This is a genomic window from Candidatus Sororendozoicomonas aggregata, from assembly GCF_031528575.1.
In the GTDB taxonomy this organism is placed as follows: Bacteria; Pseudomonadota; Gammaproteobacteria; order Pseudomonadales; family Endozoicomonadaceae; genus Endonucleibacter; species Endonucleibacter aggregata.
The window spans coordinates 1-20,419 of record NZ_JAVLSP010000039.1; the positions used below are offsets into that span (position 1 = coordinate 1).

14 protein-coding genes and 4 tRNA genes are annotated in these 20,419 nt (G+C 49.0%); 15 read left to right on the plus strand and 3 right to left on the minus strand.

The features are described from left to right. The 3 genes from V4C51_RS09140 to V4C51_RS09150 all read right to left on the minus strand — a co-directional run. Positions 1 to 963, minus strand: a 963-nt coding sequence (locus V4C51_RS09140) for a hypothetical protein (protein ID WP_330925852.1), incomplete at its 3' end; no start/stop codon positions are given. An 850-nt stretch (positions 964 to 1,813) separates the two neighbouring features. After that, the gene (locus V4C51_RS09145) at positions 1,814 to 2,830 is read right to left on the minus strand and encodes a hypothetical protein (protein WP_330925853.1); all 1,017 of its coding nucleotides are present in this window, start codon (positions 2,828 to 2,830) and stop codon (positions 1,814 to 1,816) included. Between the two features lie 601 nt (positions 2,831 to 3,431). After that, on the minus strand, positions 3,432 to 3,848 hold the full coding sequence (locus V4C51_RS09150; RefSeq protein ID WP_330925854.1) for a CBS domain-containing protein: 417 nt from the start codon (positions 3,846 to 3,848) through the stop codon (positions 3,432 to 3,434). Positions 3,849 to 4,101: 253 nt separating this feature from the next. Between V4C51_RS09150 and V4C51_RS09155 the strand changes: the two genes are divergently transcribed. The 15 genes from V4C51_RS09155 to rpoC all read left to right on the plus strand — a co-directional run bounded on the left by V4C51_RS09155 (position 4,102) and on the right by rpoC (position 20,202). Further along, a complete protein-coding gene (locus V4C51_RS09155; RefSeq protein ID WP_330925855.1) occupies positions 4,102 to 4,866 on the plus strand; it encodes a DeoR/GlpR family DNA-binding transcription regulator in 765 nt (254 codons plus the stop codon). A gap of 153 nt (positions 4,867 to 5,019) precedes the next feature. Further along, complete coding sequence (gene birA, locus V4C51_RS09160) at positions 5,020 to 6,009, plus strand: bifunctional biotin--[acetyl-CoA-carboxylase] ligase/biotin operon repressor BirA (RefSeq protein WP_330925856.1); 990 nt, start codon at positions 5,020 to 5,022, stop codon at positions 6,007 to 6,009. Beyond that, on the plus strand, positions 5,999 to 6,760 hold the full coding sequence (locus V4C51_RS09165) for a type III pantothenate kinase (protein ID WP_330925857.1): 762 nt from the start codon (positions 5,999 to 6,001) through the stop codon (positions 6,758 to 6,760). Before birA ends, V4C51_RS09165 begins: the two co-directional genes overlap by 11 nt. A 208-nt stretch (positions 6,761 to 6,968) precedes the next feature. After that, positions 6,969 to 7,052: transfer RNA gene (locus tag V4C51_RS09170), tRNA-Tyr, on the plus strand. Positions 7,053 to 7,116: 64 nt separating this feature from the next. After that, positions 7,117 to 7,190 (plus strand) — tRNA-Gly (locus V4C51_RS09175). An 8-nt stretch (positions 7,191 to 7,198) separates the two neighbouring features. Then, positions 7,199 to 7,274 (plus strand) — tRNA-Thr (locus tag V4C51_RS09180). 136 nt (positions 7,275 to 7,410) lie between these two features. Then, positions 7,411 to 7,486: transfer RNA gene (locus tag V4C51_RS09185), tRNA-Trp, on the plus strand. A gap of 42 nt (positions 7,487 to 7,528) precedes the next feature. Then, positions 7,529 to 7,900, plus strand: coding sequence for a preprotein translocase subunit SecE (secE, locus tag V4C51_RS09190; protein WP_330925858.1), 372 nt, complete (start codon positions 7,529 to 7,531; stop codon positions 7,898 to 7,900). Between the two features lie 9 nt (positions 7,901 to 7,909). Further along, positions 7,910 to 8,443, plus strand: a complete 534-nt coding sequence (gene nusG / locus V4C51_RS09195; RefSeq protein WP_330925859.1) for a transcription termination/antitermination protein NusG — start codon at positions 7,910 to 7,912, stop codon at positions 8,441 to 8,443. A gap of 124 nt (positions 8,444 to 8,567) precedes the next feature. Next, positions 8,568 to 8,999 carry a 50S ribosomal protein L11 gene (gene rplK, locus V4C51_RS09200; protein ID WP_330925860.1) on the plus strand — a complete coding sequence of 144 codons (432 nt, stop codon included), beginning with the start codon at positions 8,568 to 8,570 and terminating at the stop codon, positions 8,997 to 8,999. A 1-nt stretch (position 9,000) separates the two neighbouring features. Continuing rightward, a complete protein-coding gene (gene rplA, locus V4C51_RS09205; protein ID WP_330925861.1) occupies positions 9,001 to 9,696 on the plus strand; it encodes a 50S ribosomal protein L1 in 696 nt (231 codons plus the stop codon). Positions 9,697 to 10,014: 318 nt separating this feature from the next. After that, positions 10,015 to 10,545 (plus strand): 50S ribosomal protein L10, encoded by a 531-nt coding sequence (rplJ, locus tag V4C51_RS09210; RefSeq protein ID WP_330925862.1) that lies wholly within the window; start codon positions 10,015 to 10,017, stop codon positions 10,543 to 10,545. An 81-nt stretch (positions 10,546 to 10,626) separates the two neighbouring features. Next, complete coding sequence (gene rplL / locus V4C51_RS09215; protein WP_330925863.1) at positions 10,627 to 11,001, plus strand: 50S ribosomal protein L7/L12; 375 nt, start codon at positions 10,627 to 10,629, stop codon at positions 10,999 to 11,001. Between the two features lie 854 nt (positions 11,002 to 11,855). Beyond that, positions 11,856 to 15,932, plus strand: coding sequence for a DNA-directed RNA polymerase subunit beta (gene rpoB / locus V4C51_RS09220; protein WP_330925864.1), 4,077 nt, complete (start codon positions 11,856 to 11,858; stop codon positions 15,930 to 15,932). A 58-nt stretch (positions 15,933 to 15,990) separates the two neighbouring features. Next, positions 15,991 to 20,202 carry a DNA-directed RNA polymerase subunit beta' gene (rpoC, locus tag V4C51_RS09225; protein ID WP_330925865.1) on the plus strand — a complete coding sequence of 1,404 codons (4,212 nt, stop codon included), beginning with the start codon at positions 15,991 to 15,993 and terminating at the stop codon, positions 20,200 to 20,202. Positions 20,203 to 20,419 lie beyond the last annotated feature (217 nt).

Sequence of the window (20,419 nt, forward strand, 5' to 3'; positions counted from 1 at the left end):
GATCATAAACTTATTGTAATATTTTCGGTTGGTGAAAGAGTCATGATCTATCCCTGACCAGGTATTCCAGTTAACATTTTTGACGGGATAGTGACTGTGTTTGTTGTCATAACGCATATACTTCCCATTGTTAAAAAAGAAGTAGTATGCGTATTTGCCAGGATCATAAAAAGCCGTTAGCAGGCCGTTATTGGCAGAAATCGACTTTTGTAATGAAGAATTAAATACATTAGCAATAGGAGCAGGTGGGATAAGATGTCCATCAAGAAATTGAAAGCACGTATTATTGGATAGGAAGAAAAATGTTTGATGGAGATCATAAAGTCCAGCAACAATGGTATTTGAGCCAACGGCTCCGCTTATTCCCGGCCAGTCTTTTGATTGTTTCAACGATACAGGACCGTGAACCTTTCTGTCTTTATCATCAAACCAGATATACGTTTTATTATCTAAAAAGAAGTAATATCTGGAAGGTTGTCTCGAATCTCCCGCAATAGCGGCAGTGATAGTGTGTTTCCAATTATTATCTTTATCCCTAAGGTATGATAGAAGTGACGGAAAATTTTCTTCCACAGATTTTGGAAAACCGCTATCGACTGATTGAGAGCCATAGTTTAATTGGTAGTACATAGTATTTGGAGCACAAATAGCTAAAATCTTGTTGTATTTCAACTTTGAAGCTACCGCTTTTTTCGCTTTTCCGCTGGTTATCCCGTATCCAGTGGCTGAATGAACATACCAGGGATTAACGTTAAGACCAACAGCGCCACAGGGTTTTGCATCACCTTGTGCTGTGATGGCCATAGCGTCACACTTACCATGACACTGCTTGTTAAGTTTTTTTCTAACGGCTGATTCGCTGGTGCCCTTTGAAGTATTAATAAAATATTTGGCCCCAACAAGAAAGGCACGCCCATAGCCGCCAACACCAGCGTATTGAATTGCCAACGCGCTAAAACTCATCAAGCAACTCGAAAGCAAAAGGGGATAGCGCATTTTACAGGCTGGCTTGCATAATGACTTAATAATGTTAAAACACATAGGAGTACCTCACATTATTACTCTGTCGCCCGGTTGAGTCTTTCAGGCATCTCGCATACTTCTGAAAGCTGCTTGAACCAGAAAGACCTATTAGAAAATTAACTATAGTATATCCCAAAAACAGGACACACCAGTCGCTAAATTACCAAACAACACATGCAGTACACTTTGTCTGATAATATTCAACTTCTGTCGTAAAGTTACTTAAAAACGTCAGTTCGATGCACTCAAACCACCATTAACCTCGTTCCTCCGCTGTACATGGGCATGACTACCTTCTTCACCATAAGTGACATACCTCTAGCACTCCCTTTTGTCCCTGTCCCTGATAATTCAGAGGACTGGAATAACGCCAGTATTCAGCCTTATCAACGTACTGTGCCTGTATTGTGGTGGCGTATGCGTTACCATGCGGGAAGTGGGAACGAGACATAGACGGTTACGCCCCTGGACTCACTAGATAAGTGGCTGAATCTCAAACAGCCCGTTCACTCTGAGCTTGTCGAAGGGTACAATCATCGGACTTCGACAAGCTCAGTCCGAGCGGAGTTATGGCTCGTTCCCACACTCTGAGGGTGTCGTAAAAGTGATACAAACAGGCAATCACCTCTACTTTCGTCGTCTCCATAAAAAGATGACGTCACCGCTGGCAATGGATTCCTGCCTTCGCAGGAATGACGGAAGAGACACAAACATTTCGGCTGTAAAAGTGGATATCCTTTTTGCTCCCCCTTTTTGTTCATCCTTTTTGTCCATTTTTGTCGCCCCTTATTTATGATGCCTTTCTTAAAACAAAATCAAAAATTTTATCTTTCCCTTTATTGATCATAAACTTATTGTAATATTTTCGGTTGGTGAAAGAGTCATGATCTATCCCTGGCCAGGTATTTGAGTTAACATTCTTGACGGGATAGTGACTGTGTTTGCTGTCATAACGTAAATACTTCCCATTGTTAAAAAAGAAATAGTATGCGTATTTGCTGGGATCATAAAAAGCCGTTAACAGCCCGTTATTGGCAGAAATCGACTTTTGTAATAAAGAACTAAATGTATCAGCAATAGGTTTAGGTGGGGAAAAATGTCCATCAAGAAATTGAAAGCACGTATTATCGGATAGGAAAAAAAACGTTTGATGAAGATCATAAAATCCAGCAACAATGGTATTTGAGCCAACGGTTCTGCTTATTCCCGGCCAGTCTTTTGATTGTTTAAATGATACAGGGCCGTAAACCTTTTTGTTTTTATCATCAAACCATATATACGTTTTATTCTCTAAAAAGAAGTAATATCTGGATGGGTGTTTTGAATCTCCCGAAATAGCGGCAGTGATATTTTGTTTCCAGTTATTATCTTTATCCCTAAGGTATGATATGAGTGATGGAAAGTTTTTTTCCACAGATTTTGGGAAACCGCTATCCACTGATTGAGCGCCAAAGCTTAATTGATAGTCCATAGCAGCTGGAGCGCAAATACTTAAAACCCTGTTGTATTTCAACTTTGAAGCGACCTCTTCTTCCGCTTCTCTTCTGAATTTCCCGTATCCAGCGGCTGAATGAACATACCAGCCGCTGAGTTTAAGGCCAACAGCACCACAGGGTTTTGCATCACCTTGTGCTGAAATAGCCGTAGCGTCACACTTACCATGACATATCTTGTTAAGTTTTTTTTTAATGGCTGACTCGCTGGTGCCGGTTGCAGTATCTAGATGATGAATGCACTCAAAAAAAAACGCATGCCCATACCCGCCAACACCAGCGTATTGAATTGCCGACGCCCTAAAACTTATCAAACTAACCAATAACAAAAGGGGGTAACATATTTTACATGATGGCTGACATAATGATTTAATAACGTTAAAACACATAAGAGTACCTCACATTATTACTTTGTCGCCCGGTTGAGTATTTCGGTATCTAGGAGCCTGACCGAGAATGGCGCCCGTAGCGAGGATTGCGAGAAATTGAGGATAAAAATTTCTGCTTCTGAGGATAATAGTGGGGCTATTTGATGAAGAAGCAGGAATTTTTAGACCAATTTATCGCAACCGCAGTAGGGCAGTCTATTCTCGGACAGGCTCCTAGCATACCTCTGAAAGCTGCTTCAGCCAGAAAGACCCATTAGAAAATTAACTATAGTAGATACCAGAAACTAAAAACACCAGTCGCTAAATTACCCAACAACGCATGCAGTACACTTTGCCTGATTATATAAACACACTGTCGTAAAAACACTTAAAAAGCTGATTTCTTGCCTGGAAATTCCGATACAGCTTAAAGGGGACTAAACGCCATCAGTGCATTGCGCTTAGCCATAACAGAATTTATTCGTCGCCTATAATACACTGTCGTCCAGTTTGTCAGCGCTTGCGGTGGTTAAAAAAACCGTTGATATTACACGGGAATATGACATTTTTGCAGGTTTTCAGTCAATGCCTTTAAGACTTGTGTCCGATTAATAATGCCTAATAACTTGCCACCCTCAACAACCGGGTAGATTTTAGGTTTATTATTTTTCATGGAATCAGCCAGCTCAATAATGCCATCACCTGGCGCTAGAGTGAGCACCTCCGAGCGCATAACATCAGAGACAACAGGCGGCATATCACAATGATAACTGCTGGTCAGCAGCTTTTCGATACAGTCTTGCTCTGATATAAAACCCACCAGCTTTTTATTTTCGTCAACAACGGGCACACCGAGCAGGTTTTTGTTACAAAGCAGTTCTGTCACCTTGGTTAATGGCATCTCACGCTTTACGACGGGTGTATCGTACAGCATGTAATCCCGCACCTGAATATGTGAAGTCATAACCAGTTTCCATTTTAACGGCATTAACCTGGTAATTTACGCTAATGCAACATAACGGGTAAATTAATAAATTAGATGATAACGATAGTGGTGTACTATCGAAAAACCCGGTAAGCCTCCCATAAAAGGTTGACGTTATTGGATCGTACCTATGTGGACATTTTTAGATCTGACATATACTGTGTACCCACGATTCAGGCGCACCGGTGCTCAATGCCAGCACTGATGCCATGTTTGTTAAAGAGGTATTTTCATGCTTCCCGTCGAACGCCGCGAGCATATTCTTACTTATGTTGAAGAAAAGGGGTGCGCCAATATTGAAGAAATGGCGCTCAATTTCGACGTGTCGCAAATGACTATTCGCCGCGACATCCGCACGTTAGAACAGGAAGACAAGCTTCGGGTCACCTACGGAGGCGCTGTCTCCAAAAGCTTTTTGATGGAAGACATTCCCTATGAAAAGAAAAATGCAGTCAATATAGAGGAAAAGAAATCCATTGCTTATGAAGCGCAAAAATTGGTGAAAGATGGGCAGATTATCTTATTAGATGCGGGGACAAGCACGATAGCGCTAGCCAAGTTGTTGATGCGCATGAAGATCACTGTGATAACGACCGATTTGAAAATTGCCTTGCTGATGTCTGACTCGTCCACGGCCAAAGTATACGCCACAGGAGGGAGTGTCAGCGCGATCACCAAAGCCCATACGGATGTCACCGCCTTGAGTTTTCTCGACAGCATTAACGCGGATATTGCCTTTCTGGCCACCAACAGTTGGAGTCTGGATCATGGTGTAACCACAGCCTCAGCGGATCATTTCTACATTCGACGTAAAATGATGGACAGAACCGCAAAGAAGGTGTTGTTAGCGGACTCCAGCAAATTCGGCGCCCGAAGCATGAAAACCATCTGTCCACTGAGCGAGCTTGATATGATTGTGACAGATAGCCGTTTTAGTGAAGAGAGTATTGCGGCTATCAGGGCCGCGGGTTGTAACATCATGCAGGCGGCACCATAAGGTCCGCGTTTTCACCCAACGATCTGGCAATACCCGGAAAACTCAATGGATTAAGTGGGGGCTGCCAGGTGGCTCTTCTTTCTGGCATGTCTTGTTTGAGACTGCCACCGTTGATGAATACCCTTATCTATCTTTTTCTGTGGCGTATTTCAAATGGAACAATTGCTCAAACTACTATCTGACGGCGGGTTTCACTCGGGTGAAGATGTTGGGGAGCAACTAGGAGTTAGCCGTGCGGCAGTATGGAAACAGTTAAAAAACCTTGAGCGGCTAGGGCTACAGATCGAGTCAGTCAGAGGGAAAGGCTATCGACTGGCACCGGGCATTGAGCTTCTGGATGAGCAACAGGTTGTCCAGCAGCTCAAGGCGGAGGTTGCCGACGCTGTCACCTATCATCATTGTTTATGGACAACCTCAACGAATGACTGGGTGCAAGCCGTTTCCAGAAGCCTGCCATCCAGGGGTATGCCTATCTGTACCGCAGAATACCAGACACAAGGGCGTGGCCGGCGTGGCGGGGTCTGGTCAAACCCGTTCGGGGCGACTGTTTGCCTTTCTGCTTTGTGGCGGGTCAGTCATGGTACCGCATCACTGGAAGGATTGAGCCTGGCAGTGGGACTGGCCGTACTGAAGGCGCTGGAGGATTGCGGTGCCAGAAATCTTGGATTGAAGTGGCCGAATGATATTTTATGGCAGGGGCGTAAACTGTGTGGTGTGCTGCTGGAAGTACACGGTGACCCCATGGGAGATTGTCAGGTCGTCATTGGTATTGGTATCAATGTTAAACTGAGTCAGTCTCAAGGGAAGGCGATCACGCGGCCTGTGACTGACCTTGAGACCATCTGCTCAGCTCCGGTCAGCCGAAACACCCTCGTCAGCGCGTTGATTAACGCACTGTACGCCATGCTTGAAAAATTCAGATACCAAGGGTTTAAGGCTTTTATAAAACAGTGGAATGCCGTTGACGTCTTTGTCGGAAAACAAGTCACCCTTAACGTCTCTGGCAATAAAATCACAGGTATTGTACGAGGTGTCAGTGAACAGGGAGGGCTGGTGCTTGAGACGGCTCAGGGGTGTCAGGTATTTCATGGTGGAGAGGTCTCCTTGAGTAAGTGTGAAAAAGCGGATGCAAATGAATCATGAGAACAGTCCTGTGACAGCAAAGGAAGAGAATGTGCTGGAGCTGGATGCGGGAAATACGCGCCTTAAATGGCGTGTTTTGCAAAGCGGGCAAGTGCGTGGCGGAGGGTTTCTGCTCAAAAGTGATTCATGGCGTGAGCGCTTACCGCGATTACTTGACCGTTTCGGCATGATTGATTTGGCAAGAGTATCATTGGTGTCCGGTACCCGCACGGAAACAGTGTTGCGCAGTATTATCTCTGATGGGCTAGGTATTCCCATGCTGTTTGCCCGACCCTGTAGATCTCGCCATGGAGTAAGCATTGCTTATGAGGATGCGTCACGCCTGGGCGTAGATCGCTGGCTGGCGATGCTGGCCGCTCATCACTACTATCCCGGGCGGGTCAAAGTTATTGTGGACTGTGGTACAGCATTAACGCTTGATATCGTTGATGGACAAGGAAGGCATCTCGGTGGGTTTATTGTGCCAGGACTCAGCATGATGCGACAGTCTTTGCAGATGAATACGGCCGATCTTACGCTGGTGGATGAGGCCACCAAAAATGGGAACCTCGGCAAAAACACGCAGGAGTGTATCGGGCGTGGCGTTCTGGTCATGGCCGCTGCTCTCATTGATAAACAAGCGCGACGCTATGATGACCCTGTGGTGCTGCTCGCTGGTGGCGATGCTGAGCAGATAGAGGCCTGTATCGATGTAAACTGCGCACTTTATAAGGATATTGTCATGGATGGTCTGGCGCTGGCCTTCGACTAAAAAACGTCACATGACGTTTTGCAGTCGATTTGGTGTTTAAATAACAAAGAAAGCGTTATAAAAACACGAAAAATGATTGCATCAGGCAGTAGGTTTCTCTAGTATACAGCTCGCGCTTCAATGCTGATCGCTGACTATCTTCTTGTTAAAGAGATTGATCGAACAGTCTTGACATTGGCAAGTTTGGTCATACAATGGCGCAGCATTTGGTGGGGTTCCCGAGTGGCCAAAGGGATCAGACTGTAAATCTGACGCGAAAGCTTCGCTGGTTCGAATCCAGCCCCCACCACCATATTTATTCTGTGCGGAAAAATATAACCCGGCGATTTTCTGATACAGATTTGCGTAGCGTTCATGCGGGTATAGTTCAACGGTAGAACCTTAGCCTTCCAAGCTAATGATGCGGGTTCGATTCCCGCTACCCGCTCCATTTATGTCGCTCATATAGCTCAGTTGGTAGAGCGCATCCTTGGTAAGGATGAGGTCACCGGTTCAAATCCGGTTATGAGCTCCATGACAAGTAAAGGGTTTTTTTTCCTTTCTGTGGTTAAACCCTTGTAATACGATCGGGTAAATAATAAGATTTCCGGTCATTGTGAGTTATTGTGGGTTGATGTTGCCCGGTGACTCAAAGATATTTTTAAAGATACAGGCCAGTAGTTCAATTGGTAGAGCACCGGTCTCCAAAACCGGGGGTTGGGGGTTCGATTCCCTCCTGGCCTGCCATACCTGTATCAGGCTTTTGCTTAGATAGAGACAATCAAGCTGATGAGTGGAAAATCAGAAACCGAAACCGCGAACCGTATGGATGGGCTTAAGTGGCTCATCGTTCTGGTGCTCGTGGGTGTTGGCGTATCCGGTAATGTGTACTTTTCGGGAGAGCCGCTGCTCTATCGTGTAGTGGGGCTGTTGATCCTGACTGTGATAGCGGGCTTTATTGCGCTGCAAACCCTCAAAGGGCGTACGCTGTGGACCCTGGTGAAAGAGGCCAAAATAGAAATCCGAAAAGTCGTCTGGCCAACTCGCCAAGAGACTGCTCAGACCACACTGATTGTGGTTGCTGTTGTTCTGGTGATGGGGCTTATTTTATGGGCGCTTGATTCTCTGCTAGGCTGGATTATCAGCAGTCTTATAGGATAAGGACAACACATGGCGAAGCGTTGGTATGTGGTTCATGCTTATTCCGGCTATGAAAAGCAGGTGATGCGGTCTCTTCAAGATCGGGTAGCCCTTCATGGCATGGAAGAGTTCTTTGGTGAAATTTTGGTGCCCACCGAAGAGGTGGTGGAGATCAGGAACGGCCAAAAGCGAAAAAGTGAGAGAAAGTTCTTTCCCGGCTATGTATTAGTCCAGATGGAAATGAACGATGACAGCTGGCATCTTATTAAAGATACGCCACGGGTAATGGGTTTTATTGGTGGCACGGCGGATAAGCCCGCACCTATTACCGAAAAAGAGGCGGATGCTATTTTGCAGCGTGTTCATGAGGGCGTTGATAAACCCCGTCCGAAGACGTTGTTTGAGCCAGGTGAGATGGTTCGTGTTATTGAAGGTCCCTTTGCTGACTTTAACGGCGTGGTTGAGGTGGTTAACTACGAGAAGAGCCGCCTTCATGTAGCCGTCATGATCTTCGGTCGGTCTACGCCCGTCGAACTGGACTTTGCTCAGGTCGAGAAAGCCTGATCGCAACAAAACGATTTATTTAACTGTTAACCCCTGAGCCGCATGCGTGGCTCAGGGTTTTTATCTGAAAATGGGGAGCTAAAACAGTTTGCTGTTAAGGCGTTGACCCAAATAGGTAGCAACCATGGCTAAGAAAGTCGAAGCTTATATTAAGCTGCAAGTGCCTGCGGGCAAGGCAAACCCCTCCCCACCTGTTGGCCCGGCACTGGGTCAGCACGGTGTCAACATTATGGAGTTCTGCAAAGCGTTCAATGCTAAAACTCAAAGCATGGACGCCGGCATGCCAATTCCGGTTGTTATCACCGTATACAGTGACCGCAGTTTCACCTTTGAAACCAAAACGCCTCCAGCCTCTGTGCTGCTGAAAAAAGCAGTGAAGCTGAAGAAAGGATCCGGTCGTCCTAACACTGAAAAAGTGGGTACCGTCAACCGTGAGCAGTTGCTGGAAATCGCCAAGATTAAGGAACCTGACCTGACCGCAGCAAACGAAGACGCTGCCATCCGAACTATCGCAGGTTCCGCCCGGTCCATGGGCCTGAACGTGGAGGGTGTGTAAGATGGCAAAACTATCCAAGCGGGCAAAGAAAATTGCTGAAAAGGTAGAAGCGAATAAATCTTACCCTTTCGAAGATGCCGCCAAGCTGCTGCAGGAAGTCTCCAGCGTTAAGTTCAAGGAGTCCATTGAGGTTGCTGTAAACCTGGGTGTTGATCCGCGTAAATCCGACCAGGTTGTCCGTGGCTCCACCGTTCTACCAAACGGTACGGGTAAAGACGTTCGTGTTGCTGTCTTTACCCAGGGCGCCAATGCTGAAGCGGCTAAAGAAGCAGGTGCTGATGTGATTGGTATGGACGACCTGGCTGCTCAGGTTAAAGGGGGTGAGCTCAATTTCGACGTGGTTATTGCCTCTCCTGATGCCATGCGTGTTGTTGGTCAGCTGGGTCAGATTTTAGGTCCGCGCGGTCTGATGCCAAACCCTAAAGTGGGTACTGTCACCCCTAACGTGGCTGAAGCCGTTAAGAATGCTAAAGCCGGTCAGGTTCGTTTCCGCACGGACAAAAATGGCATTATCCATGCCGGCGTTGGCAAGATCGACTTTGATGCCACTGCCCTTAAGCAGAATGTAGAAGCCCTGATGACTGACCTTAAGAAGCTGAAGCCTTCTTCCAGCAAAGGCGTCTACATGAAGAAAGTGACTCTGTCCTCTACTATGGGACCGGGTATTACTGTTGATATGTCCTCTTTGGACATATAAAGCATTCGGCGTTGTGCTTTTGCACAAGGCTGGGAGCCTGTCGGACTTATGCTATTGTCTTAAGTCCGACAGGCTCCTGGAACGAACTTTGGGGTCTTTGCCAAGGCAGAGGCCGTCAAAGATCGCAGGCGCTAACCGTACTATCTTCTTAATATGAAGTATGTCTTTGGCAGGTTCCGGTAAGCTTAATCCCCTGCGTAGACGGTGGAATGGATTGACGAAGTAAATTTCGCATTCCGGCCCTTCACCGTATTAGCGTGCTCAATACCTTACTTTGAAAGGTAATGAGTGTAAGTTCAAAAATTTGGAGTAAAGCCAATGGCGTTAGGACTCGAAGACAAGAAGGCGATTGTCGCTGAGGTCAACGAGGCTGCTCAAGGCGCTCTTTCGGCTGTTATCGCGGATTACCGTGGTCTTTCTGTAGGTCAAATGACCGCTCTGCGCAAGCAGGCTCGTGATGCTGACGTATACCTGAAGGTTGTACGTAACACACTGGCTCGTCGCGCTGTTGATGGCACTGATTTTGAGTGCCTGCAGGAGTCTTTGGTGGGTCCTACCGTTCTGGCCTTCTCTCAGGAAGATCCGGGTGCCGCAGCGCGCCTGATAAAGGACTTCTCTAAAGAGAACAAAGAACTGGAAGTGAAGGCGCTGTCCATCAGTGGGCAGGTAATGGGGGCAGAACAGATTGATGTTCTGGCCAAGATGCCAACACTGGATCAGGCTCGCGCAATGCTGATGAGTGTCATGATTGCACCAGTAACCAAGCTGGCCAGGACTCTGAACGAGTTCCCTGCTTCTGTTACCCGTGCCGTGGCAGCTGTTGCCGAAGAGAAGAAAAACGCAGCATAAGTTGCTGCGTTCATTGTGTTGCTCTTCTCTTTATTAAAAGATTTTTGGTAAACCCAAACATAGATTTTCGGAGACTTAGAAATGGCTCTGTCTAAAGACGATATCCTCAATGCAATTGCTGAAATGAGTGTAATGGATGTTGTTGAACTGGTTTCAGCAATGGAAGAAAAATTCGGTGTTTCTGCCGCTGCTGCCGCTGCTCCTGCTGCTCCTGCTGCTGGTGAAGTTGCCGCTGTTGAAGAACAGACTGAGTTTGATGTCATTCTGACTTCTGCTGGCGACAAGAAAGTTAACGTCATTAAAGTAGTGCGTAGTGCTACTGGCTTGGGTCTGAAAGAAGCTAAAGGCGTTGTAGACGGCGCTCCTGCTCCTCTGAAAGAGGGTGTGACTAAAGAAGAAGCTGAAGAGCTGAAAAAGCAGCTGGAAGAAGCTGGCGCTTCCGTAGAAATCAAGTAATTTCTGCGAAAACGTTGCATAATCCCGAGCCTATAGCATAATAGTCTCAGGTGGCTGGTACTTTTAGGGTGCCGGCCTTTTTCCGTTGTATGAGCTGTATCGCTTTCAGATGGCATATTTTATGTCTTTCATCTGGCAAACGTTGTATTTGGCTGTTGTCTAGGCGATTCAGCCCATGCAACAGCTATCTATAAGCCCTCTCAGCATACAGTGCTTTGGGGCATTACTCCCCCAACGGAGTATGAGATTTCAATATCTCAACGGGTATTGGAGTCTGGCGCAGGCCATCATAGGTGGCTGCGTTAACCACAGACTTAAGTCTACTGACTGCTTCCTGTGTGGTTGTTATGAAAACTGTGTATAAGAATAGCGGCTTCACCTCGTGGAACCCTGTGCAAAAGGTGAGTCTGTTCGTGCAGTCCCACTGTAAATGTATCTTATATCGATTTCTAACATCTTCATGCTACTTTTTAGTAGGTTGGTTGGCTGAGTTTATGGTCAACAAGGTGCCTGTTGGCGCCGCACGACATTTTGGCAGTGGCACTGTAGTTGCCCTGTCAGAGCAGGTTCTTCTTTGAAGCTGTTTATGATCTTTTGTGAAAAGCGAAACTGATGACAAAAGCTGCCTGTTTTTCGATTTTCTGAGGAGTCCAGTGATGCTGGTTACCAGGAAAATAGGAAAACAGGCAGCTTTTGTCGGCGGTTGCAGCTCACAAAAGACTGTGAACAGCTTCTTGAGAGCCTCAACGCATCGAAACTATTTGGTTAACTACGGGGGCCGCCCGCCCTCAATACCTTGACGGCCAGACCAGGTGGTCTGTTGCCAAATGAGGTGACCAAGCTGGGGAACGCTGATGGCATACTCGTATACAGAGAAAAAACGAATCCGGAAGGACTTCGGCAAGCTGCCGCATGTCATGAACGTGCCGTACCTTCTCGCGATTCAGCTTGATTCGTACCATAAGCTGTTGCAATCAGGCAAGGAGCCCGCTGCTCGGGAAGATGTTGGACTGCATGCCGCGTTCAAGTCTGTTTTCCCGATTGTCAGTTATTCTGGCAATGCTGCTTTGGAGTACGTGAGTTACAGGCTGGGCAATCCTGCCTTTGATGTAAAGGAATGCCAGCTAAGGGGGGTGACTTACGCAGTCCCTCTGCGCGTCAAGGTTCGTCTCATTATCTACGATAAGGACGCTGCGAATAAAGCAATTAAAGATATTAAAGAACAGGAAGTTTACATGGGCGAAATTCCGCTCATGACTGAAAACGGTACTTTTGTCATTAATGGCACTGAGCGTGTTATTGTCTCCCAGTTACACCGTTCACCCGGTGTATTCTTTGATAATGACAGGGGTAAAACACACTCTTCCGGAAAATTACTCTACTCTGCCCGAGTGATTCCTTACCGTGGCTCCTGGCTGGACTTTGAGTTTGACCCGAAAGACTTGTTGTTCGTGCGGATTGACCGTCGGCGCAAATTGCCCGCAACTATTTTGCTGCGTGCCATCGATATGTCTAATGAAGACATTCTTGACACGTTTTTTGACACGGTTAACTTCACCATTGACGATGACACTGTCAGCACAAAGCTGGTGCCTGAGCGTCTGCGTGGCGAAGTGGCGAGCTTTGACATTGCTGACAGTGAAGGCCAGGTTATTGTCAAGCAAGGTAGCCGTGTGACTGCCCGTCATATCCGACAGCTGCAAAAAGCAAAAATTGAAACCCTGAACCCACCTGTTGAGTATATATACGGGCGTGTACTGGCTAAAAATGTCGTTAATAAAACGACGGGTGAAATCGTTGCTGACTGCAACACTGAAATCACACGAGAAGTTTACGAGAAATTGCTGGGAGCTGGTATCAAATGTGTTGATACCCTGTACGTTAACGAACTGGATTGTGGCTCTTATATTTCCGATACATTGCGGACTGACACCACAACGAGCCGTGGCGAAGCGCTGGTTGAAATTTACCGCATGATGCGCCCCGGTGAGCCACCCACACAGGAAGCCGCCGAAGCTCTGTTCCAAAACCTGTTCTTCTCCACCGAACGCTACGATCTGTCTGCTGTGGGCCGGATGAAGTTTAACCGCCGCCTGGGTCGTAATGAAGATACCGGTTCCGGTGTACTTGATAACAATGACATCGTTGATGTGCTTAAAGTCCTGGTCAGTATCCGAAATGGTGTGGGTATCTGTGATGACATTGACCACTTGGGTAACCGCCGTGTTCGCTCTGTGGGTGAAATGGCTGAAAACCAGTTCCGTGTTGGCCTGGTACGTGTTGAGCGCGCCGTTAAAGAGCGTCTGAGCCAGGCAGAATCTGAAGGCTACATGCCACAGGATCTGATCAATGCCAAGCCGGTTGCTGCTGCCATCAAGGAATTTTTCGGTTCCAGCCAGTTGTCCCAGTTTATGGACCAGAATAACCCTCTGTCAGAAATCACGCACAAGCGCCGCGTGTCTGCTTTGGGTCCAGGTGGTCTGACCCGTGAGCGTGCTGGCTTTGAGGTGCGGGACGTACACACAACCCACTATGGTCGTGTCTGCCCCATCGAAACCCCTGAAGGGCCAAACATCGGATTGATAAACTCCCTGGCAACCTACGCGCGAACCAACGACTACGGCTTTTTAGAATCGCCTTATCGCAAGGTTGTCGATGGCAAGGTGACCGATGAGGTATCTTACCTCTCCGCTATCGAAGAAGGAGAGTTTGTTATCGCGCAGGCTTCTGCCGCCGTTGACGAAAATATGCGGCTGAAAGACGAGCTGGTTAACGTACGTCATCGTAATGAATCCACGCTGATGAGTCCGGACAAAGTTCAGTATATGGACGTATCCACCAAGCAGATGGTTTCTGTCGCGGCGTCTCTGATTCCTTTCCTTGAGCACGACGATGCGAACCGTGCCTTGATGGGGTCGAACATGCAACGTCAGGCTGTACCCACGCTGCGTGCTGACAAGCCATTGGTGGGTACCGGTATGGAGCGGAACGTCGCCGCTGACTCCGGTGTCTGTGTGGTTGCCCGCCGTGGTGGTCTGGTTGATACTGTGGATGCCGGTCGTATCGTTATCCGCGTGAACGATGACGAGGTTCAGCCAGGCGAAGCCGGCGTGGATATCTACAACCTGATTAAGTACACCCGTTCTAATCAGAATACCTGTATTAACCAGCGTTCCCTGGTGAAAGCCGGAGAAGTGGTTGCCAGCGGTGATATCCTGGCCGACGGGCCGTCTGTGGATTTGGGTGAGCTGGCACTTGGTCAGAACATGCGCGTGGCGTTCATGCCCTGGAACGGTTACAACTTTGAGGATTCCATCCTTATTTCCGAGCGTGTGGTTCAAGAAGACCGTTTCACCTCTATACACATTCAGGAAGTGACCTGTGTGGCGCGTGATACCAAGCTCGGACCGGAAGAAATCAGTGGTGATATTCCAAATGTGGGTGAGTCGGCCCTGAACAAACTGGACAGTGCCGGTATCGTTTACGTGGGTGCTGAAGTCGTTGCCGGTGATATTCTGGTGGGTAAGGTAACACCGAAGGGGGAGACCCAGCTAACGCCAGAAGAGAAACTGCTGCGGGCCATCTTCGGCGAAAAGGCCTCTGATGTTAAGGACACTTCCCAGCGCGTCCCTACCGGCGTGAAGGGAACCGTTATTGACGTACAGGTGTTCACCCGTGACGGCGTTGAGAAAGATTCTCGAGCACAGTCTATCGAAAAAGCCCAGTTGGATGAGTACCGTAAAGACCTGAACGAAGAGTTCCGTATTGTCGAGGACGATACCTTTGCCCGTCTGCGTGAATCCCTGCGTGGCCAAAGCGTTGACCGTGGCCCTGGTCTGAAGAAGGGTGACGTCATCACTGATGAAATCCTTAATGGCCTCGAACATGAGCAGTGGTTCAAGCTGTCCATGTCCGACGAAGCGCTGAACGAGACTCTGGACTTGTCCCGCGAGCAGCTAAAAGAACGTCTTGCTCAACTGGATGAGCGCTTTGAAGACAAGAAGAAAAAACTGCAGACCGGTGATGACATGGCACCGGGCGTGCTGAAAATTGTCAAGGTTTACCTGGCTATCAAGCGTCGCATCCAGCCCGGTGACAAGATGGCCGGTCGCCACGGTAACAAGGGTGTTATCTCCCGGATTATGCCGGTGGAAGACATGCCCCACGACGATCAGGGTAATCCTGTGGATATCGTTTTGAACCCGCTGGGTGTGCCGTCGCGAATGAACGTGGGTCAAATTCTGGAGACTCACCTCGGTGCGGCAGCACACGGGCTGGGTATCAAGATTAATAACATGCTGGAAGCGCAAAAAGGCATTACCGAGCTGCGTAAATTCCTTGATGAGGTCTACAACGGCATTCCTGGTCGCAGTCGCGTTGAACTGGAAACGTTCAATGATTCAGAAGTGGTAGAGCTGGCGAAAAACCTTCGGGGTGGCGTGCCTATGGCGACGGCTGTTTTTGACGGCGCCAAGGAAACCGAAATCAAGCGTTTGCTGAAACTGGCGGACATCAGTGATACGGGTCAGTTCGACCTGTTTGATGGGCGTACCGGCGACAAGTTTGATCGTCCGGTTACCGTGGGCTACATGTACATGCTGAAATTGAACCACCTGGTGGACGACAAGATGCACGCTCGTTCCACAGGCTCCTACTCTCTGGTGACTCAGCAGCCTTTGGGTGGTAAGGCCCAATTCGGTGGTCAGCGTTTTGGTGAGATGGAGGTCTGGGCACTGGAAGCATACGGTGCCGCTTACACCCTGCAAGAAATGCTGACAGTGAAGTCCGATGACGTGGCTGGTCGTACCAAGATGTACAAAAACATCGTGGATGGCGATTACCGTATGGAAGCCGGAATGCCGGAATCATTCAACGTACTGTTGAAAGAAATCCGCTCCCTGGGCATTGATATCGAACTGGACACCGAATAACGAAGCATGTGGCAAAGGCAGCCTGCGGGCTGCTTGTGCCCCTTGAGGAGAGACGATCTTGAAAGACTTGCTTAACCTGCTCAAGACACAGGGTCATACCGACGATTTCGACGTTATTCGGATCGGCCTGGCGTCACCAGAAATGGTGCGATCCTGGTCTTTTGGTGAAGTCAAAAAGCCAGAAACCATTAACTACCGGACTTTCAAGCCTGAGCGTGATGGTCTGTTCTGTGCCAAAATCTTTGGTCCGGTAAAAGACTACGAATGCCTATGCGGAAAATACAAGCGCCTGAAGCATCGTGGTGTTATCTGCGAAAAATGTGGTGTTGAAGTGGCCCTGGCAAAAGTCCGTCGTGACCGTATGGGTCACATCGAACTGGCCAGCCCGGTAGCGCACATCTGGTTTCTGAAGTCCCTGCCAAGTCGAATTGGCTTGCTGCTTGATATGACGCTGCGTGATATTGAACGTGTGTTGTATTTTGAGTCCTACGTCGTTATCGATCCGGGCATGACCACGCTGGACAAGGGCCAGTTGTTGTCTGATGAGCATTACTACGAAGCGCTGGAAGAGTTTGGTGATGACTTTGACGCCCGTATGGGCGCTGAGGCCGTGAAAGCGCTTCTGGCCGATATTGACCTTGAAGACGAGGTGAATAGCCTGCGTGAAGAGATTCCGCAGACCAACTCTGAAACCAAACTGAAAAAGCTGACCAAACGTCTGAAGCTGGTTGAGGCTTTCTATAACTCAGGCAACAACCCTGAGTGGATGGTAATGAGCGTTCTGCCGGTTCTGCCACCTGACCTGCGTCCTCTGGTGCCCCTGGACGGTGGCCGTTTTGCCACGTCAGACCTGAACGATCTGTACCGTCGGGTGATCAACCGTAACAACCGTCTCAAGCGTTTGCTCGATCTGAACGCGCCTGACATCATCGTGCGTAACGAAAAGCGGATGCTTCAGGAGTCTGTGGATGCGTTGCTCGATAACGGTCGTCGTGGCCGTGCCATTACCGGGTCTAACAAGCGTCCGTTGAAATCATTGGCGGATATGATCAAAGGTAAGCAGGGGCGTTTCCGTCAGAACCTGCTCGGTAAGCGTGTTGATTATTCTGGCCGCTCTGTTATTACCGTTGGCCCTACCCTGCGCCTGCACCAGTGTGGTCTGCCCAAGAAGATGGCGCTGGAGCTGTTCAAGCCCTTTATTTTCGGCAAGCTTGAAGCTAAAGGTCTGGCCACTACCATCAAAGCGGCCAAGAAGATGGTGGAGCGCGAAACACCGGAAGTATGGGACGTGCTGGCGGACGTTATCCGCGAACACCCGGTCATGCTGAACCGCGCGCCAACACTGCACCGTTTGGGTATCCAGGCATTCGAGCCGGTTCTGATCGAAGGTAAAGCCATTCAGTTGCACCCACTGGTTTGCGCGGCCTATAACGCCGACTTCGATGGTGACCAGATGGCGGTGCACGTACCGCTGACGGTGGAAGCTCAGCTTGAAGCCCGTGCCCTGATGATGTCCACCAACAACATTCTGGCACCGGCTAATGGTGAGCCAATTATCGTGCCCTCCCACGATGTCGTACTCGGTTTATACTACATTACCCGTGATCGCATTAATGCGAAGGGCGAAGGCATGATCTTTGCTGACACCAAAGAAGTCATCCGCGCCTATCGCACACAAACCGCGGAGCTGCACGCACGGGTGAAAGTGCGTGTGAGCGAAAGTGTCAGAAATGACAAAGACGAGGTGGAAAACCGTACCTTCCTGGCGGAAACGACAGTGGGTCGTGTTATCCTGTGGGACATTGTGCCTGACGGCCTGCCCTTCTCCCTGGTCAACCAGTCAATGAAGAAGAAGTCCATCTCTCGACTGCTGAACACCTGTTACCGCAATGTGGGCCTGAAAGAAACCGTTATTTTTGCTGACCAGATGATGTACCTGGGCTTCAACTACGCAACGCTCTCTGGTGCATCCATCGGCGTTAACGACTTTGTTATCCCTGAAGACAAGTCTCGCATCATTGAAGACGCTAAGGCGGAAGTGCGCGAAATTGAAAACCAGTACGCCTCCGGCCTGGTCACTCAGGGCGAGAAGTATAACAAGGTCATCGACATCTGGTCGCGTGCCAACGAAATTCTCGCCAAGCGCATGATGGACAACCTCAAAAGTGACACGGTCATCAACCGTGAAGGTAACGAGGAAGAGCAGGAGTCCTTCAACAGCGTCTACATCATGGCCGACTCCGGGGCGCGGGGAAGTGCGGCACAGATTCGCCAGTTGGCAGGTATGCGTGGTCTGATGGCCAAGCCAGATGGCTCTATCATGGAAACGCCGATTATCGCGAACTTCCGTGAAGGTTTGAGCGTACTGGAGTACTTCATCTCCACCCACGGCGCGCGGAAAGGTCTGGCTGATACCGCGCTGAAGACCGCAAACTCTGGTTACCTGACCCGTCGTCTGGTGGATGTTGCCCAGGATCTGGTAGTAACCGAAGAAGATTGTGGTACCAGTAACGGTCTGGTGATGACACCGCATATTGAAGGGGGTGATGTTGTTGAACCTCTGGGTGAACGTATTCTCGGTCGTGTGGTGGCTGAGGATGTGATCAAGCCTGGTTCTGAACAAGATATCGCTGTGCCTGCGGGGACGCTCATTGATGAGCAGTGGGTACAACGCCTTGAGCAGATGAATGTTGATGAGGTGAAAGTCCGTTCACCCATCAGCTGTGAAGTGCGCCACGGCATCTGTGCCAAATGCTACGGTCGTGACTTGGGTCGCGGACACCTGGTTAACCAGGGTGAAGCGGTGGGTGTTATCGCGGCACAATCCATCGGTGAGCCAGGTACTCAGTTGACCATGCGTACTTTCCACATCGGTGGCGCGGCATCGAGAGCCTCTGCCCAGGACAGCGTTGTTGTGAAAAACAGCGGCTTGGTGAAGTTGCAAAACCTGAAGTTCGTTGAGCGCAAAGACGGCAACCTGGTTGCGGTGAGTCGTTCCGGCCAACTGGCACTGGTTGACGAGTTTGGCCGTGAACGTGAGCGCTACAAGCTATCTTACGGTGCCGTTCTTTCTGTGAAAGATGGTGATGAAGTCAAAGGTGGCGATATTGTCGCCAAGTGGGACCCTCACACGCACCCCATCGTGACTGAAATGGCCGGTACTGCCAAGTTTATCGGTATGGAAGAAGGTCTGACGGTGAAAACCCAGACTGACGAGTTAACGGGCCTTTCTAACATTGAAGTCATGGATCCAAAAGACCGTCCGTCTGCCGGTAAGGATGTCCGCCCGACTATTCAACTGTTTGATGCCAATGGTAAAGAACTGAAGTTGCCGAATACGGATGTGCCCGCTCAGTACTTCCTGCCTGCTAATGCGATTGTTACTCTGACCGATGGCAAGGCTGTGGAAGTGGGTGACGTTATTGCCCGTATTCCTCAGCAGTCCAGTGGCAACCGGGATATCACCGGGGGTCTGCCACGGGTGGCCGACCTGTTTGAAGCACGTAAGCCAAAAGAGCATTCCATTCTTGCGGAAATCACCGGTACTATTGGTTTTGGTAAGGAAACCAAAGGCAAGAAGCGTCTGGTCATTACACCAAACGATGGCAGTGACCCCCATGAGGAGCTGATTCCCAAGTGGCGTCACCTGAACGTGTTTGAAGGTGAGCAGGTTACCAAAGGCGAGGTTATCTCTGACGGGCCGACCAACCCCCATGACATTCTGCGTCTGCTCGGTGTGGGTGAGCTGGCTCGTTACGTGGTGAATGAGATTCAAGACGTATACCGTCTGCAGGGTGTTAAAATCAACGACAAGCACATTGAAACGATCCTTCGTCAGATGTTGCGCAAAATCGAGATTACAGACACCGGTGACTCTACCTTTATCAAAGGTGAGCAGACTGAGCTGACGCGTGTACAGGAAGAGAACGAGCGTCTTAAAACCAATGACCAGTTCCCTGCCAAGTTTGAACGCGTCCTGCTGGGTATTACCAAAGCTTCTCTGGCAACAGAATCCTTTATTTCTGCGGCATCGTTCCAGGAAACAACGCGGGTTCTGACAGAAGCGGCTGTCACCGGCAAGCGTGATCACCTGCGAGGCTTGAAAGAAAACGTGGTGGTAGGTCGACTGATTCCAGCGGGTACGGGTCTGACATACCACAATGAACGTCGTAAAGGTCGTGAAGAGGTTGAGTTCGAGACACCTGCAAAAGTTTCTGCTTCTGAAGTAGAACAGGCGCTGTCTGAAGCGTTGAACTTTGGTGAAGCGTAATTAACCGACACGCTATCTTGTCACCCTTTGGAAAGGCTGCCTTGCGCAGCCTTTCTTATGGAGGTAATCCTGTAGGGTAGTTGGAGGTTCTGCGCCGCATAACGGTTGTCGGGAAAGTATTGATGAGCTGAGTAACGTGAGTTCGACGAGTGAAATGAGACACAGAACCCCCTCACTAATCTAGACTTTGTAAGCCAAAACAGGTCGTCAGTGAAGA